Source organism: Williamsia herbipolensis, assembly GCF_036153515.1.
GTDB lineage: Bacteria > Actinomycetota > Actinomycetes > Mycobacteriales > Mycobacteriaceae > Williamsia_A > Williamsia_A herbipolensis.
The window spans coordinates 3,543,273-3,558,946 of record NZ_CP108021.1 but is presented as its reverse complement, the minus strand read 5'-3'; the positions used below and the strand labels follow the sequence as shown (position 1 = coordinate 3,558,946).

Annotated in this window: 16 protein-coding genes; 5 read left to right on the top strand and 11 right to left on the bottom strand. The window is 69.4% G+C overall.

Features of this window, described 5'->3' with window-relative positions; genetic code table 11:
• The first annotated feature begins 19 nt into the window (after positions 1-19).
• Positions 20-1,000, top strand: coding sequence for a GNAT family N-acetyltransferase (locus tag OG579_RS16310; protein ID WP_328856789.1), 981 nt, complete (start codon positions 20-22; stop codon positions 998-1,000).
• 71 nt (positions 1,001-1,071) lie between these two features.
• Here OG579_RS16310 and OG579_RS16305 read toward each other — a convergent pair whose 3' ends face one another.
• The 5 genes from OG579_RS16305 to OG579_RS16285 form a co-directional block, all read right to left on the bottom strand.
• Positions 1,072-1,950 (bottom strand): FAD:protein FMN transferase, encoded by an 879-nt coding sequence (locus OG579_RS16305; protein WP_328856788.1) that lies wholly within the window; start codon positions 1,948-1,950, stop codon positions 1,072-1,074.
• A gap of 123 nt (positions 1,951-2,073) precedes the next feature.
• Positions 2,074-2,799: an ethanolamine ammonia-lyase subunit EutC gene (eutC, locus tag OG579_RS16300; protein WP_275041727.1), complete on the bottom strand. Its 726-nt coding sequence runs from the start codon at positions 2,797-2,799 to the stop codon at positions 2,074-2,076.
• A complete protein-coding gene (locus OG579_RS16295; RefSeq protein ID WP_328856787.1) occupies positions 2,796-4,220 on the bottom strand; it encodes an ethanolamine ammonia-lyase subunit EutB in 1,425 nt (474 codons plus the stop codon). Before OG579_RS16295 ends, eutC begins: the two co-directional genes overlap by 4 nt.
• Before the next feature lie 3 nt (positions 4,221-4,223).
• On the bottom strand, positions 4,224-5,660 hold the full coding sequence (eat, locus tag OG579_RS16290; RefSeq protein WP_328856786.1) for an ethanolamine permease: 1,437 nt from the start codon (positions 5,658-5,660) through the stop codon (positions 4,224-4,226).
• A 192-nt stretch (positions 5,661-5,852) separates the two neighbouring features.
• The gene (locus tag OG579_RS16285; RefSeq protein WP_408068691.1) at positions 5,853-6,521 is read right to left on the bottom strand and encodes a LysE family translocator; all 669 of its coding nucleotides are present in this window, start codon (positions 6,519-6,521) and stop codon (positions 5,853-5,855) included.
• Positions 6,522-6,597: 76 nt separating this feature from the next.
• Here OG579_RS16285 and OG579_RS16280 point away from each other — a divergent pair, with 76 nt between their 5' ends.
• Positions 6,598-6,975 carry a hypothetical protein gene (locus OG579_RS16280; RefSeq protein WP_328856785.1) on the top strand — a complete coding sequence of 126 codons (378 nt, stop codon included), beginning with the start codon at positions 6,598-6,600 and terminating at the stop codon, positions 6,973-6,975.
• Between the two features lie 6 nt (positions 6,976-6,981).
• Here the strand turns inward: OG579_RS16280 and fmdA are convergent, their stop codons facing one another.
• Both fmdA and OG579_RS16270 read right to left on the bottom strand, forming a co-directional pair.
• On the bottom strand, positions 6,982-8,235 hold the full coding sequence (gene fmdA / locus OG579_RS16275; RefSeq protein ID WP_045821664.1) for a formamidase: 1,254 nt from the start codon (positions 8,233-8,235) through the stop codon (positions 6,982-6,984).
• A 34-nt stretch (positions 8,236-8,269) separates the two neighbouring features.
• Entirely contained in the window at positions 8,270-8,563 is a 294-nt protein-coding gene (locus OG579_RS16270) for a zinc ribbon domain-containing protein (protein WP_328856784.1), read from the bottom strand.
• 111 nt (positions 8,564-8,674) lie between these two features.
• On the opposite strand from OG579_RS16270, the gene OG579_RS16265 reads away from it, so the two are divergent.
• The 3 genes from OG579_RS16265 to OG579_RS16255 all read left to right on the top strand — a co-directional run bounded on the left by OG579_RS16265 (position 8,675) and on the right by OG579_RS16255 (position 10,827).
• On the top strand, positions 8,675-9,343 hold the full coding sequence (locus tag OG579_RS16265) for a hypothetical protein (RefSeq protein ID WP_328856783.1): 669 nt from the start codon (positions 8,675-8,677) through the stop codon (positions 9,341-9,343).
• Between the two features lie 139 nt (positions 9,344-9,482).
• Complete coding sequence (locus OG579_RS16260) at positions 9,483-9,983, top strand: CHAP domain-containing protein (RefSeq protein WP_328856782.1); 501 nt, start codon at positions 9,483-9,485, stop codon at positions 9,981-9,983.
• Positions 9,984-10,029: 46 nt separating this feature from the next.
• Complete coding sequence (locus OG579_RS16255) at positions 10,030-10,827, top strand: exodeoxyribonuclease III (RefSeq protein ID WP_328856781.1); 798 nt, start codon at positions 10,030-10,032, stop codon at positions 10,825-10,827.
• Positions 10,828-10,843: 16 nt separating this feature from the next.
• Here the strand turns inward: OG579_RS16255 and OG579_RS16250 are convergent, their stop codons facing one another.
• From OG579_RS16250 to mbtM, 4 genes are all read right to left on the bottom strand, one after another.
• On the bottom strand, positions 10,844-11,809 hold the full coding sequence (locus tag OG579_RS16250; protein WP_045821661.1) for an ABC transporter substrate-binding protein: 966 nt from the start codon (positions 11,807-11,809) through the stop codon (positions 10,844-10,846).
• Between the two features lie 64 nt (positions 11,810-11,873).
• Positions 11,874-12,677 (bottom strand): hypothetical protein, encoded by an 804-nt coding sequence (locus OG579_RS16245; RefSeq protein ID WP_328856780.1) that lies wholly within the window; start codon positions 12,675-12,677, stop codon positions 11,874-11,876.
• 92 nt (positions 12,678-12,769) lie between these two features.
• Complete coding sequence (locus tag OG579_RS16240; protein ID WP_328859274.1) at positions 12,770-13,930, bottom strand: acyl-CoA dehydrogenase family protein; 1,161 nt, start codon at positions 13,928-13,930, stop codon at positions 12,770-12,772.
• Positions 13,927-15,600: a long-chain-fatty acid--ACP ligase MbtM gene (gene mbtM, locus OG579_RS16235; RefSeq protein WP_408068690.1), complete on the bottom strand. Its 1,674-nt coding sequence runs from the start codon at positions 15,598-15,600 to the stop codon at positions 13,927-13,929. The genes OG579_RS16240 and mbtM overlap by 4 nt, the downstream gene beginning before the upstream one ends.
• Positions 15,601-15,674: the final 74 nt, after the last annotated feature.

The following is a 15,674-nucleotide window of genomic DNA, read 5'->3' as shown; positions in this document are numbered from 1 at the left end:
GACGAATGAACCCGGGCGAGTGACCGCGGCCCCGGGCGATCGCGTCGTCGTCCGTTTCCGCAAGGGCGCGGGCGCGCCCGGCGACTGGCGGCGCGACCCGTCGGCGACGGCGAGTGACGTGACCGGCGTGCTCGTGGCCGTTCCCGACAACGGCGCGTGGGCGGTCGATCGGGATGGCGAGATCGTTTCGGTCCCCGCCGAACTGGTGATGTCGGTGCGAGTGCTCTCAGATCGCCCGGTGCGCAACTCCGAGATCCGCGCGCTCGAGAGGGCCGCGGCGCGCGGGTGGCCCGGGTTCGAGTCGACGACGATCGGTGGGTGGTTCGTGCGCGCCGGTGGGGGTTTCAGTCGACGCGCCAATTCGGCGGTGCCCCTGGAACGGGGCGCGACCCTCGACGGCGGTGTCGTGGAGGCGTTGTCGGCGTTCTACGCCGACCGCGATCTCTCCGCGCGATGCGCTGTGGTGGAGAGGCTCATCCCGTCGGTGCACGTCGACCCGGATCGGTTCGAGATCGAGGCGATCGCGATGGTCCGCTCGGCCGAGGCGATGGACGTCCGGCGCGATGTCGAGATCACGATGACCGACACCCCGTCCGACGCGTGGATACACGCGTACCTGGGGAGTGCGGACCGGGTCGGGTCACCGGAGCTGGTGCGACGGGTGGTGACCGCGTCGATGGACGGCTCACTGGGATTCGCGTCGGTGACCGATGCGGAGGAGATCGTCGCGATCGGCCGCGGCGCGGTGACCACCGACGAGTCGTTCGACGCCGGATCGCGCGGCGCCGCCTGGAACGGCATCACCTGCCTGTGGACCGACCCGCGGCTACGCGGGAGCGGTGTCGGGACCGCCGTGATCGACCGACTGCTGACGTGGGGTCGCGAGTTCGGCGCCGAGCAGGCTTATCTCCAGGTCGAGACGACCAACACCGCGGCCATCCGTCTCTACCGCCGCCTCGGCTTCATCCGACACCACACCTACGGCTACCTCCCCCTCTGACCCCCGTCGGTCAGGCGTACTGACGCCGATCGGGCAGCCGTTCGCATCGATCGGACGGATGGCGATCGGGGTCAGGCCGCGTGAGCGTGGAGTCGCGCTGCGAGCGGACCGAATTCGTCGACCGTGCCGTCGCGGTCGACCGACCACGCCGACATCTGTTCCTCCAGGATCCAGGCACGCGCCCGCGTCGGATCGGTGTGCATGAGCGTGGCGGCGGCCTGCGCGGTGCCGGCATGGTCGGCGACGACCGTCGCCGACGTGACGCCCGAGACGGGTCGCGGGTCGAAGGGGCCGCGTGGCAGTGCCGCGATGTCGGCCGCCGACACCGTGGCCATCGCATGTCCCTGCGGGAGTTCGAGTTCGCCGATCGCCGGTGCGCTCGCGACATGCCATCCGCCGAGCGGGGGATGTCCCGCGGACGCGGCCACGCCGCCCACGGCCACCATCACCCCGCAGCCGAGGCGTTCGCCGACCAGGTGTGCGGCCATGTCGGCCAGGAAAGCGTGCCCGGCCGTGAGCAATTCGATCCGGACGTCAGCGGGAACGGTCACGCAGCCGTCGCCCAGTCGCGGTCGGTGCCAGGCCGGGATGGGCGAGACGGTCCGCACGACGACGGGCAGCGGCCCGTCGGTTGTGAACCGCAGGTGCGGCAGGTGGCGGTAGTCGGGGACGGAGCTGCGCCGAACCGCCTGTGTCGCACCGCCGGTGAGATCGGCGTGGAACAGGGCGTCGGTGAGGATCTGTTCGAACACCACGCTCACCATCACCGGGGTGCCCGCGGCCAGATCGACCGCGTGGATCTCGGCCGAGGCGCGGCGGCGGTTGACGGTGAGGTCGATGTTCTCGGCGTGACGCGCGACCTCCCGTCGAGCGGATCCGAGGGTGGCGGGTTCGGTCACCGACACGGTGATGTCGGTGTCGAGACCGGTGAGAGAAGTGGTGGCGATCATCGTCGACTCCTGTGTCGGTGGTGGTTGGCTGATGAGAACCATCGTGTGCGCCGACCCTGGGTGCTTCCTGTGAGCCACCCGACAGACGCCTATGGGATCGTCCGCGACACGCCCGATCGCCGATCAGGTGGTGAGGGTGCGGCTGGTGTCCTTCAGGTCGACACCGCTGCGGCCCAGTGCACGGGCACCTTCCACCAACGCGGCCACCACACGCGCCGCACCGACATAGCTCTGGCCTCCGGGCGGATGGATGTTGGAGATGCAGTTGCGTTCGGAATCGGCACGTCCGGGTCGCGGCAGGTGGGTGAGGTAGATCCCGACGCTGTCGGCGACCGACAACCCCGGCCGCTCCCCGATCACGACGATGAGCGTCCCGACCTTCTGTGCGGCGCCGATGTGGTCGCCGAGCGCGACACGCGCCTGGGTGGCGATGACCGGTGTGGCGATCGAATACGTGGGTGCGAGAACGTCCTTGATCGCGGTCACCACCCCGACGGCGTGTTCGGTGAGGGCGATCGGCGAGAGCCCGTCGGCGAGGACGATGCCGATGTCGGCGTCCGCGGTGGCCACCGAGAAGTCGTCGCCGGGCGTACGTCCGAAGTCGGGGCGACGGAGGTACTCACTGCGGTCGACCGCCCGGCTGGCGACGACCTCGGGCGTGCCGAGTCCGATCGGTGCGATCGCCGCCACGAGGCCCTCGACGTCGAGCGGATGGTGCACGGCATCGCGGGCCGCGGCGTGCGCGGCCGCGAACTCCAGCACCCGCGCCGTGGGCAGCGAATCGCCCGCCCGCCCGAGACCGATACGGGCGGCGGTGTTCTCGCGCAGCATGTCCCAGAGATCGCTCACGAGTGGGCCGCCGTGGCGTCGGTGAGGGCACGCAGCGGCGACGCCTCCGGGGCGAGGTCGAGGATGCGGCCCCCCGCGTCGAGCATGCCGACCGAATCGAGCCAGGCCTCGAACTCGGGTGCCGGCCGCAGCCCGAGGACGCGGCGTGCGTAGAGGGCGTCGTGGAACGACAGGCTCTGGTACCCGAGCATGACGTCGTCGGCTCCGGGAACGGTGATCACGAACGGCACACCGGCCGCGCCGAGAAGCGTGAGCAGGGTGTCCATGTCGTCCTGATCGGCCTCGGCGTGGTTGGTGTAGCAGACGTCGACACCCATCGGCAGTCCGAGGAGTTTGCCGCAGAAGTGGTCCTCGAGCCCCGCGCGGATGATCTGCTTGCCGTCGAAGAGGTACTCGGGCCCGATGAATCCGACCACGGTGTTGACGAGCAGCGGATCGAGTTCGCGCGCAACGGCATAGGCACGCGCCTCGAGTGTCTGCTGATCGACCGGCCTGCCGCCCGTACCGATGTGCGCGCCAGCCGAGAGCGCCGAGCCCTGCCCGGTCTCGAGGTACATCACGTTGTCGCCGACGGTGCCGCGCCGCAACGACTTCCCCGCCTCGTTGCCCTCGCGCAGCACGGCGAGATCGACACCGAAACCCCGGTTGGCGCCCTCCGTGCCCGCGACCGACTGGAAGACCAGGTCGACGGGGGCACCGGCCTCGATCAGCCCGATCGTGGTGGTGACGTGCGACAGCACGCACGACTGGACGGGGATCGCGTACCGGACGCGGATGTCGTCGAGCAGGTGCAGCAGGTCGGAGGTGGCCTGCGGGGAATCGGTCGCGGGGTTGATGCCGATGACCGCGTCGCCGCAGCCGAGCAGCAGACCGTCGAGGGTGGCCGCGGCGATGCCGAGCGGGTCGTCGGTCGGGTGGTTGGGCTGCAGCCGGGTCGTCAGCGTGCCCGGCAACCCGATGGTCGTGCGGAATGCCGTGGTCACACGGCACGCCTTCGCGACGGCGATGAGGTCCTGGTTGCGCATCAGCTTGCTCACCGCGGCAACCATCTCCGGGGTGAGTCCCGGTCCGAGCGCCGCGAGCGTCGTCGCGGCATCGGGTGCGCTCGCGACCGACAGCAGGTGGTCACGGAGTTCACCGACGGTCATCGACGCGATCGGGGCGAACGCCGCGGTGTCGTGGGTGTCGATGATGAGCCGCGTGACCTCGTCGGTCTCGTACGGCATCACGAGATCCTCGAGGAACGTGGTCAGCGCGACGTCGGCGAGCGCCCACTGCGCGGCGGCGCGTTCGAGGTCGGTCTGCGCCGCGCATCCGGCGAGCTCGTCACCACTGCGCCGCGGCGTGGCCTTGGCGAGCAGCTCGATGAGCGAGTCGAAGGTGAAGGTGGTGCCGCCGAGCGTCTGTCGATGGGTCGACACCCCTCACGCCACCTCGTCGTCGGCCAGCAGGGCGAACTCCTCGTCGGGGGATCCCGCCACCAGATGTCGTCGGCTGTAGAGGCCGAAGTAGGCCATGAACGCGGCGAACGCACCGAGCGTCCACAGCGCGGCGGTGGTGTCGACGAGGAAGGTGGCGATGACCGCGGCCACAGCGATGACCAGCGCGAACCCGGTGGTCACCATACCGCCGGGGGTGCGGTACGGGCGCGGCATGTCGGGCTCGCGGACGCGCAACACGATGTGGCTGATCATCATCAACACATAGCTCAGCGCGGCGCCGAACACGGCCATGTTGAGCAACATCGCACCCTCGCCGATGAAGGTGAGCCCGAACCCGATCACGCCGGGGATGATCAGCGCCCACACCGGCGCCTTGCGGTTGTTGGTCAGCGACAACGACGTCGGGAGGTACCCGGCCCGCGACAGCGCGAACGTCTGGCGCGAGTAGGCATAGATGATCGAGAAGAAGCTGGCGACCAGGCCAGCCAGGCCGATGTAGTTGACGACCGTCGCGGCGGTGCCGTCGCCGAGCGCCTCGACCAGCGGATTGCCCGAGCCGGAGATCTCGTCGGCGCCCATCGCGCCGGTCGCGAGCACGAGGACCACCGCACCGGTGACCACCAGCATCAGCATCGCGACGATGATGCCGCGCGGTACGTTGCGCTCGGGGTTCTCGGCCTCCTCGGCCGCCAGCGGCACCCCTTCGACGGCGAGGAAGAACCAGATCGCGAAGGGGATGGCCGACCAGATACCGAGGTAGCCGTTCGGCAGGAAGCTCGACGACCCGGCGGCGTCGGGGTCGGCGGCGATGTTGGTCAGATTCGACGCGTCGAACATGCCCGCGGCCGCCACGGCGAAGACGACGAGTCCGACCAGCGCGATGCCGGTGATGACGAACATGGCCTTCAGTGCTTCGCCCGCGCCGACCAGATGGACGCCGATGAAGATCGCGTAGGCAGCGAGGTAGACCCACCAGCCGTCGGTGATGCCGAACAGGTTCAACGATTCGACGTAGGCGCCGATGAACGTGGCGATGGCAGCGGGTGCGATCGCGTACTCGATGAGAATCGCGGTGCCGGTGGCGAATCCGCCCCAGGGGCCCATCGCGCGACGCGCGAAGGTGTAGCCGCCGCCCGCGGCGGGCAGTGCCGAGGACAGCTCGGCCATGCCCAGCACCATCGCGAGATACATCGCAGCGATGACGATCGCGGCGATCAGCAGCCCGCCGAAACCACCTTCGCCGAGGCCGCCGTTCCATCCGGCGTAGTCGCCGGAGATGACGTAGCTGACGCCGAGACCGGCGAGCAGGACCCAGCCCGCGGTCCCCTTCTTCAGCTGTCGTTTCTCGAGGTAATCACTTTCGGCACCTGCACCTTTCGGCGCCGCGGACACCGGCGGGGCGGACTTGTCGATCGTCATGACCGGACGCTAGACCCGTTGTGAGAACTACGGGTGATATCGGCTTTTCGGGCATGTTTCGTTCACCGTTCTGAACTTTTCTCGCCCGCCTGGTTGCGCGTTCGCACGCTCGTTCACCGTTCGCATGCTGTCGCGTCGTTCGCACCCTGCCGGCGGCATGCGAACAGCGCGCGAGCGTGCGAACACCCGCGGTCACACTCGTGCTCGGGCCGGGACCTCCCGGGCGAGGACGACGGCGACACAGCCGAGGAGAGTGCCGGTGACCCGTCGTTGCCAGATCGCCCACCTCGGGCTGCGGGTGAGGAAGCCGGCGACGGTGGCGGCGCCGACGATGAGCGAGGCGTTGACGATCATGCTCACCGTGATCTGGAGCGTGCCGAGGGTGAGGCCCTGCGCGAAGTGGTGTCCACGGTTCGGGTCGATGAACTGCGGGATGAGCGTCAGGTACATGATGGCCGCCTTGGGGTTCAGCAGGTTGGTCACCAGACCCATGGAGAACAGTCGCGCCGAGCTGTCGCGCGGCAGGTCGGCCACCTCGAAAACCCCTCGGCCACCGGGCCGCAACGCCTGCCACGCCAGATGGGCGAGATACACGACACCTGCCGCCTTCACCCCGATGAACAGCCACGGGACAGCGACGAACACCACGGCGAGCCCGAGGTTCGCCATCAGCATGTAGACGACGAACCCGACACCGGTCCCGGCGAGCGAGACGAGTCCGGCCCGACGCCCCTGGCCGATGCTCCGCGTTACCAGGTACATCATGTTCGGCCCCGGCGTCAGCACCATCACCAACGCGGTCAGGACCATGCCCGACGCCGCGGGCAGCGAGATCGAGAGCAGTCCGACGAATGCGTCCATGCGCGCCAGCCTGAACCACCGGCCCGTCTGCGCTCAAACGCTTTTCCGACGACATCGCCGTCGTAGGCTCACAACGATGACCCTGCAGATGCCGTCGCCGGCCGAGGAGCAGCGCACGCGGCGCACTCGTGTCCTCGTCGCGGTCGCGGCACTGCTCGCGATCCTTGTCGTCGTGCTGGCCGTCGGGGTGTCGTGCCGAGGTGACGACCAGCCGGTGCCGGCGGTGACCTCGGGTGTCCCGTCGTCGCCGCCCACGACGCCCACGACGTCGACGACATCCGAGACGACGACGACCACCACCACGCAGACTCCCCCGACGACCGAACAGGCACCCGCCCCGGCAGGACCGAAAGAGCCGCCCGGTCAGCAGAAAAAGCAGGACGACACGAAACCCGGTCCCGGCGCGGGTGGCCCCGCCGGTGGACCCGGAGGACCGGACAAGAAGCCGGGCTGAGACTCGTCAGAAGGCCGAATGCGGGGCTCCGATACCGGGATCGATCTGGAACGGACCGGACGCGCTCGGTGCGATCGGGAAATCGAAGATGGCCGTCGGGATGTAGACGGTTGCACAGGCATTCGGGATGTCGACGACTCCCGAGAGTCGACCCTCGATCGGCGCGGCGCCGAGCAGGAGGTAGGCCTGCTCGGGCGAGTAGCCGAACTTCGTGAGGTAGTCGATGGCGTGCAGACACGCCCGCTGGTACGCCAGATGCGAGTCGAGATAGCGCTGTTCACCGTCGAGGGTGACCGACGTCCCGGAGAACGCGAGGAACTCCGAGTACTGCGGATCGGTGTTGCCGGGCATGAAGATCGCGTTCTCGCTGACGCCGTAGGTGCTCATGCCGTCGCGGAGGATCTCCACGCGCAGGTCGATGAACCCGCCCATCTCGATGGCACCGCAGAAGGTAATCTCACCGTCGCCCTGCGAGAAGTGGAGATCGCCCACCGACAGGTTCGCGCCGTCGACGAACACGGGGTAAAAGATCCGGCTGCCCTTGGTCAGGTTCTTGATGTCCTGGTTGCCGCCGTTCTCCCGCGGCGGGGCGGTCCGCGCGCCCTCGGCGGCGACGGTGTCGAACTCCTCGCCGGTGAGCGACCCGAGGATCGCGCTGTCCGGGAGGGGCGGTAACGCCAGCGGCGGGACGCGATCGGGATCGGTCGCGATGAGCGCGGCCTCACGCGTGTTCCACGTGCTCAGCAGGTCTCTCGAGGGCGCCGTACCCATCAGTCCGGGGTGCACGATGCCGGTGAACTCGACGTGCGGGACGTGACGCGACGTCGTCTTCTGGCCGCTGAAATCCCAGATCGCCTTGTAGGCGTCGGGGAACTGCTCGGTGAGGAACCCGCCGCCGTTGAGGGTCGGGAAGATGCCGGTGTAGCCCCACCCCTGGCCCGCCAGCGGCCCGGAGTCCTCCTGGGGAATGGGCCCGATGTCGAGGATGTCGACGATGAGCAGATCGCCGGGTTTCGCGCCCTCCACCGCGATGGGTCCCGAGAGCACGTGGACACCGGCCAACGGGGCGTCGCGGATGTCGTCGGCGGAGTCGTCGTTGACGATGGCGCCGTCGAACCATTCGCGGCAGTGCACCCGGAACGAGTCGCCGGCCTTGACGGTCACCGCGGCGGGGATGTCGGGGTGCCATCGGTTGTGCCCGACCTTCTCCTGCGCCGTGAACGGCTTGGTGGAATCCAACGGGAAGATCAACTCGGGCATGCGGTTTCCGATCTCGTGAAGGTTCTCGAGGAGGTCAGGGGCGGGGCAGGCGTCGATGACGCGGATCGGTCGACACCGGCCGCCGGCCGCGACCGGAGTTCGTCGCGGGTATCGACGAGGTGACCCGCGGCGACTGCGCGGTCGCGGCGGTGGCGTCGTGGAGTCGCATCGCCACCGAGCCCCGGTGGCTCACCGCGATCGAGTCGAATCGTCGACGGGCGACCGCACCACAGTCCGGACAGTCGATCCGATCGGGCACCGACGCCATCGAATACGCACGCTCGGTGTCGCCACATCCCTGGTCACAGCGGAATCCGTACAACGGCATCGCGGCTCCTTCCGTGGGGAACGTACGGGGAACGCTAGGGCGACCCGCGACCCCTGTCCACCGGAACGACGCCCGGGGCCTCTCAGGCACGTCCCCTATCCTTGGACGGCCATGACTGAGCCCTTCACACCCGGACCCCACGATTTCCAGCCCGATGAACCCGGATCCGACCCCGCCGCCGGACCCGATCCCTCGTCCCGCCGGACCACGATCCTGCTGGCGGTCTCCGCCGTCGCCGCGGTCGCGATCGTGATCGCGGCGATCCTCATCGCGACCTCGGGCTCGAGCGACTCCCCGACCGCCGCGAGTGCATCGACGTCGTCGACACCGACGACCGAGACGGTCACCGTCACCCCCAGCACCACCGACGAGACCACCACGACCGAGGAGACCACGACCACCACCGAGGAGCCGTCGACCGAGGATTCCGCATCGTCGACCGCGTCGGAGACCGCAGGCAACGGCCGCGACGCCGCCGTGTACGACTGCGCGGGCAACCCGCAGGTGCGGCCCACCGAGATCACCTCCATCTACTGCGGCGACAACGCCGTCTCGCTCACCAACATGCAGTGGACCCGATGGGGTGCGCGCGAAGCGGTCGGCAGCGGCACGGAGGTGCGCAAGGTGTGCGAACCGAACTGTGCACAGGGTTCGGTGGTCGGTGAGCAGGTGACCGTCGTGCTCGGCGACGTCACCAAGAAGGCCTTCGGCACCGTCACCGTGACCGACGAGAACGGCACCTCGAAGACCTACCGACTCACCGGCAACGCCCCGAACTGATCGTTCGGCGCGGATCGCCGCGAATCCTGCGTGCGCGATTTCGTGGACACGACCGCGACCGTTCCGTTACATTTCGTCGCGGCACCTGCCACGTCAGACGTCCGGTTCGGGGTCGGCTGAACCGAAGGTCATGCCCTTGATGGTGCGTTCGCGCCTGTTCGGCGTCCTCCTCGCGCTGGTCGTCTCGGTCGCGCCCGCCGCTGTCGCCGCCGCCCCGGTGTCGGCGGCACCCGCCACCGTCGTCTCCGGTCGCGCTGTGGGACAGACGATCTCCTACAACACCGGTGCACCGGGCCAGTGCACCTGGGGCGCGATGGAGAAGTTCCGCGCCCACTCCGGTCGCTACGCCGCGCTCGCGGGCAACGCCGCCGACTGGTATCGCAACGCCCGGGCCGCCGGCTGGTCGACATCGGCCACCCCGCGCCCGTTCGCGATGGTCGTGTTCCCGCCAGGCGTGCAGGGGGCGAGCCGATACGGCCACGTCGGGTGGGTCGACGCGCTCCGCCGCATCGGTGGGTCTACGTGGCTGCACATGTACGACGTGAACGGGCCGGGCGGACCGTTCACCACCCGGTGGACGTGGATCCGACACGTACCGGGCATGGGATACATCCTCGCGCCCCGGGCTGCGACCGGCTGAACCTCGCCGGGGTCTGCCCGACCGGCGACGCGTAGCGTTCGCAGGCGTGCGTATCGCGACGTGGAATGTGAACTCGATCCGGGCCCGCAGCGAACGGGTGGTCGACTGGATCGAACGCCACGACATCGACGTCCTGGCCATCCAGGAGACCAAGTGCACCGACGAACAGTTCCCGGCGATGGGTTTCGCGGCCGCGGGCTACGACCTCGCGACGCTCGGCCACAACCAGTGGAACGGCGTGGCCATTGCCTCACGCGTCGGCATCGATGACGTCGCCCGGGGTTTCGACGGCCAGCCCGCCTTCGGCAAGGCCGACGCCGAGAAGGTGATCGAGGCGCGCGCGCTCGGCGCCACCTGCGGTGGGGTGCGGGTGTGGAGTCTGTATGTCCCCAACGGCCGCGACCTGACCGATCCGCACTACGAGTACAAACTGGCGTGGCTCGAGGCGCTGCGCGGTGCCGGCGCCGCGTGGCTCGCCGACAACCCGCAGGCGCAGATCGCGTTGACCGGCGACTGGAACATCGCGCCCACCGACGACGACGTCTGGGACACCGACTATTTCGCCGACAAGACCCACACCTCGCCGCGCGAACGCGCCGCGTTCGATGCGGTCGTCGACGCCGGGTTCGCCGATGTGGTCCGCCCGTTCACCCCGGGGCCCGGGGTGTTCACCTACTGGGACTACACCCAGCTGCGCTTCGCCCGTCGCGAGGGCATGCGCATCGACTTCGCGTTGTGTTCCCCGGCCCTGGCGGCCCGCGTCACCGGGGCCGAGATCGACCGCCAGGAACGAAAGGGCAAGGGCGCCAGCGACCACGCACCGGTGATCGTCGACCTGGACTGACAACGCGCAAGCGGCGTCAGGCCGCCGCCGCGGCGAGTGCCGGCTTCAGCTTGTCCAGGGCATACGGGATCGACAGCGCCGACGGGAGATTGAGCGCGGTGATGGCCGTGAGGTCGAGTTGGGCGACCGCGTTGCGCTTCACCGAGTCGAGCTGTCCGTAGCCCGGAAGGTCTTTCAGCGTCGCCGCTAGCTGTGGCGACGAGGCCGCGACCACCAGCAGGTCGGAGTTCAGCTCGGGGATGTTCTCGGTGCTGATCGGGAACCGCGGCATCTTCTGTTGCGCGGCGAGGGTCTGCAGTCGCTGCGGGATCGTCAGTCCGAGATCGGCGAACAGTGTCGCTGCGCCGTCCTTGGGGTCGCCGAACACCTGGATCTGATCGGCCGAGTACAGGTAGGCGAAGGTGAAGGTCTTGCCCGCGAGACCGGGGTCGGCCTTCTTCAGCTCGGTCACCTGACCCTGCACACCGTCGATGATCTCGGTGGCCTTGTCCTTCTGCCGCAGGATGGTGCCGAGCAGGGTGATCTGGTCCTGCCACGGATCGATCTGCGCGCCGGTGATGCTGGGGATCGTGGGGGCGATCGCCTTGAGCTTGCCGATCTCCGCCGACTCGACCCCGAAGCCGGGGAGGAGGATCAGGTCGGGATCGGCCGCCGCGATCTGCGACACGCGGTCACCGGAGAGGTTGATCTGCTTCGCCGACCCCAGCTTGTCCTTCACCCACGGCGACACCGATCCGCCCTGCATCTGCGCGGTGGTGCCGTAGGCGGCCGGGGTCACCCCGAACGCCGCGACGGCGTCGGTCCACTGGTCACCGATCGCGACGATCCGCTTCGGGATCGAGTCGATGGTGACCGACCCGGCCGAGGTGTTGATCGTGACCGGCGCGACCGAACCTGAGGCGTCGTCGTTCTCCGCCGGTGCGCTACAGGCCGACATCCCCAGCGTGAGTGCGCCGATCAGCGCGACTGTCAGGGCCGTCATGCGGCGTCGTGATGTCATCGTTCTCCTCGAGAGGTGGTGTGCGGCGGTCGCGGACACGCGACGGTCAGACCGTGCAGGGCAGCAGGGCGAGACCGGCGACGGCGCAGGTGCTGGAGTTCGACAGCTTCCACTTGCCGTCGGTCCACACCCACGACAGCGCCTGGGTCTTCGACCCCTGGCCGACCAGCGTCATCTGCAGGGTGGCGTTCAGGGTGGTGCCGTTCACGGTGATCGGGTCGATGATCCGGTAGGTGAAGCCCGCTCCGCTCACGCGCAGGAGGTTGGCGACGCCGTCGACCGAGCCGAGACCCCGCGCGCCGGACTGCAATTCGTCGGCACGCGCGGAGCGGGATGCCCCGGTGTTCATCAGGATGCGCACCTTGGTGTTGAGCTGGCCGGCGGTGAGTGCCTGGGGCGTAACCGGTGTGGCGGCCTGCTGGGGCGCGGCGGGCTGCGCGGCGATGGGCGCCGGGCCGGTGGTGGCGGTCGCGACCGGAGCGCTGCCTGCGCCCGCGCCACCGTCGCTCTCGGGGACCTGCTCGGCAGCCGGGGCGGTCGCTGCGAGCGCAGCGGCCGAGGTGGGGGCGGCCTGCGCGACGGGCTGCTGGGTCAATGCGGACTGCGCGGCACCGAGATTGACGACGGTCGGCGTCTGCGCCGACGCGCTCGGCTCACCGTCGATGTCGCCCGAGATGACCAGTCCCACCACGCCGATGGTGACGATGACGGCCGAGACCACAGCGGCGACACCGGCAGATGCGAGCACGGTGGGCAGGTTCACCGGGGAGGTCCGCTTCGACGGCGTCACCGCGGTGTCGCGGGGGTCGGTCCCGTGGGAGTCAACCGAATAGGGGTCGCCCTGGGTCATGTCGTGTGGTCTCCTCGTGGCGTGGTGGACGCAGTCGTCCACGGTGTGGTCAGAATATAGGTGAGGCTAACCTCAATCACCAAACGGTGACGTCAGCTGATCGAGTCGGCGAAACGGCGGTAGCCGTCCACGTCGGGCCGCATGCCGGCGGCGACCAGCTCCCACAGCACCTCGTCGGCGCCGCCACCGACCCTGGCCAGCTTCATGTCCCGCCACCATCGGGCGAGCGGCGTCTCGTCGAGCAGATACCCCGAGCCGCCGAAGATGTGCATGCACTCCCCCATGACCTCCTCGCCCAGACGCGCGGCGGTCACCTTCAGCGCCGAGGCGGTACGTACGTCGAGACGGCCCGCCGCCGCGACGCCGTGCAGTGACCACCGCAGCATCTCCACGCGCGCATGCAGATCCGCCACCCGCAGCCGCAGGGCCTGATGCTCGAAGAGCGTGTTCCCGAACTGCGTCCGGTCCTGCATCCGGGCGACCGTGACACCCAGCACCATCTCGCACGCGGCGGCGACCTGCCCGGCGATCGAGAGTCGTTCGTGGGCCAGTCCCCAACTCACCATGGCCAGGCCCGTCCCCGGGCGACCGATGAGGTGGTCTGCGGGTACCCAGGTGTCGATCTCGACCGACGCGGTGTCGAGCGGTGCGGCACCGGCCTTGTCCCATGGCGCGTGCACCGTGACATCGCGGGTGGGCACCAGGACGAGTGCGACGTTGCCGTGGGCCGCCGAACCGTCGGCCGAGGTGTCCCGTGCGACCACCAGGATGTGGTCGGCGATCGGCGACAACGACACGAACTTCTTGTGCCCACGGACTCCGAAGCCGCTGTCCTGCGGCGTGATCGAGGTCTGCGCGATCTGCAGGTCCGAGCCGCCGGATGATTCCGACGCGGCGAGACACAGCACCGCCTCGCCGGCGATGGCCGCCTCCGCGACGGCGCGCAGCGTGTCCGAACGGCCACCGAACCGACGCAGGATCGCGATGGCCGAGTCGTGCAGACTCACGCCGACCCCGATCCCGGCCGACCCCAGCCCGCCGAGCGCGAACGACAACGCCACGAGCTTGCCGATGTCAGGGGTCGTCGCGTCACCCCATTTCTCGGCGAACACCCCTGCTGCGCCAAGCTTCTCGATCAGCGGGCGCGGGAAGTGTGCAGTGGCCTCGGCCTCGTCGACCCAGCCGCGTACCTCGTCGTCGAAGACCCGGTCGAGCAGTTCCCGATAGGTGTCGGTGGGCGCGACGACGGTCACGACCACGCCCCCGATTCGACGAGGTCGCGGGTCGCGAGGCGGCGGAGTTTGCCCGAGGTGGTCCGTGGTACCGATCCGGGGTCGACGAAGACCACGTCGGTGGGGACCACGCCGCAGTCGGAGGCGACGGCCGACATCACCGCGGACCGCATCTGGGCCACTGCGTCTCCCGTGGTGCGGGTCTCGGCGACGATCACGAGACCGGGTCGACCCGACCCCCGCGACACGGCCACCACCCCTCCGCGCCGGACGCCGTCGACACCGGCGGCCGCGCGCTCGATCTCCACCGGGAACAGGTTGCGACCGGCGACGATGACGATCTCCTTCGTCCGACCGCAGATGACGAGGCGGCCGTCGACGAGGTATCCGAGGTCGCCGGTGGGGAACCAGGTGCCGGGTTCGATCAGCGGATGCCCGAGGTAGCCCGCCATCATCGACGTGCCCCGGATCTCGACCGCCCCGACATCGCGTCCCTCGATCGCGGGAACCGCGACGTCGGCGGGCACGACGCGGATCTCCATGCCCTCCAGCGGTTCGCCGAGCAGCGGGTACCGCCTCTCGATGGTCGTCCCGTCGTCACCGCCGACGGTCACCTGGTCGTAGCGAGCACCCTCCCCCGGCGCCGGAACCGTGACCGCGCAGACCGATTCGGCCATCCCGTACGCCGGCGTCGCAGCCGCCGGATCGAATCCGACCGCCGCCGCCCGATCGAGGAAACGGTCGAATGCGTCGGGGTCGATGGGTTCGCCGCCGCTGAGCGCGACCCGCAGGCGCGACAGATCGGCGCCCTCCAGAAGCGTCCCGTACCGACCGACGATGTCGTAGGCGAAGTTCGGCGCCGCCGTGACCGTGGCGCCGGAATCGGTGAGCCACTGCGGCCACCGGAACGGTGACGCGGCGAACGCCGAGTTCGGCGCGAGCCACAGCGGGATCCCGGTGGACATCCCCGCGACCAGGAATGTGAGCCCCATGTCGTGGTAGAGCGGCAACCAGCTCAGACCGATGTCCTCGGCGGCATCGAGGCGCAGGCGATCGACCAGGGCCGCGGTGTTCGTCGCGACCGCCTCGGCGGTGAGCACCGCCGTCTTCGGGTCACCGGTGGACCCGGCCGTGCCCTGCAGGATGGCCGCGGCGTCGCCGACGAGGCCGACCGGGCGAAAACCGTCGGTGTCGATGCCGACACCGACGAGGTCGACGTGGTCGATGTGCAACGCACAGTCGACCGCGGTCAACGCCTCGAGCTGTGATCCGGACCCCAGCACGATGTCGACCCCGACGCCGGCGAAGCGCGCCGCGGTCGCGACCGCCCACCGCGCGTCGTCGGCGCCACGCACCGGTCCGGGCAGGATCGAGACGGCCGACCCCGACAGCCATGCGGCGTGTACCGCGGCGACCAGGTCGGGACCGGGATCGCCGACGAGGCCTATGGCCGCGCCCGTCGTACGACCGCCGCGGGTGGCGTCGATCCAGGACGCGATCTCGATCGCGCGCTCGCGAACCACGCGCCACGGACGCTGCACCCACCGCTCGGTGGCCATGTCGAAGACCGACAACACGGCGTCGCTCGCACTGATCGACGTATCGATCACCTCAGCCCAGTTCGTGCGAGAGCTGTCGCTGTCGTACCAATCGCGTTGTGCCACTTCGTGCTCGGTCGGAGCGACTGACATCGGCCTACACCTCTCCACGTCCCCACCGTTTGTATATTAAGCCTAACCTAACCTAAGTTCGACGGAAGCCGGCA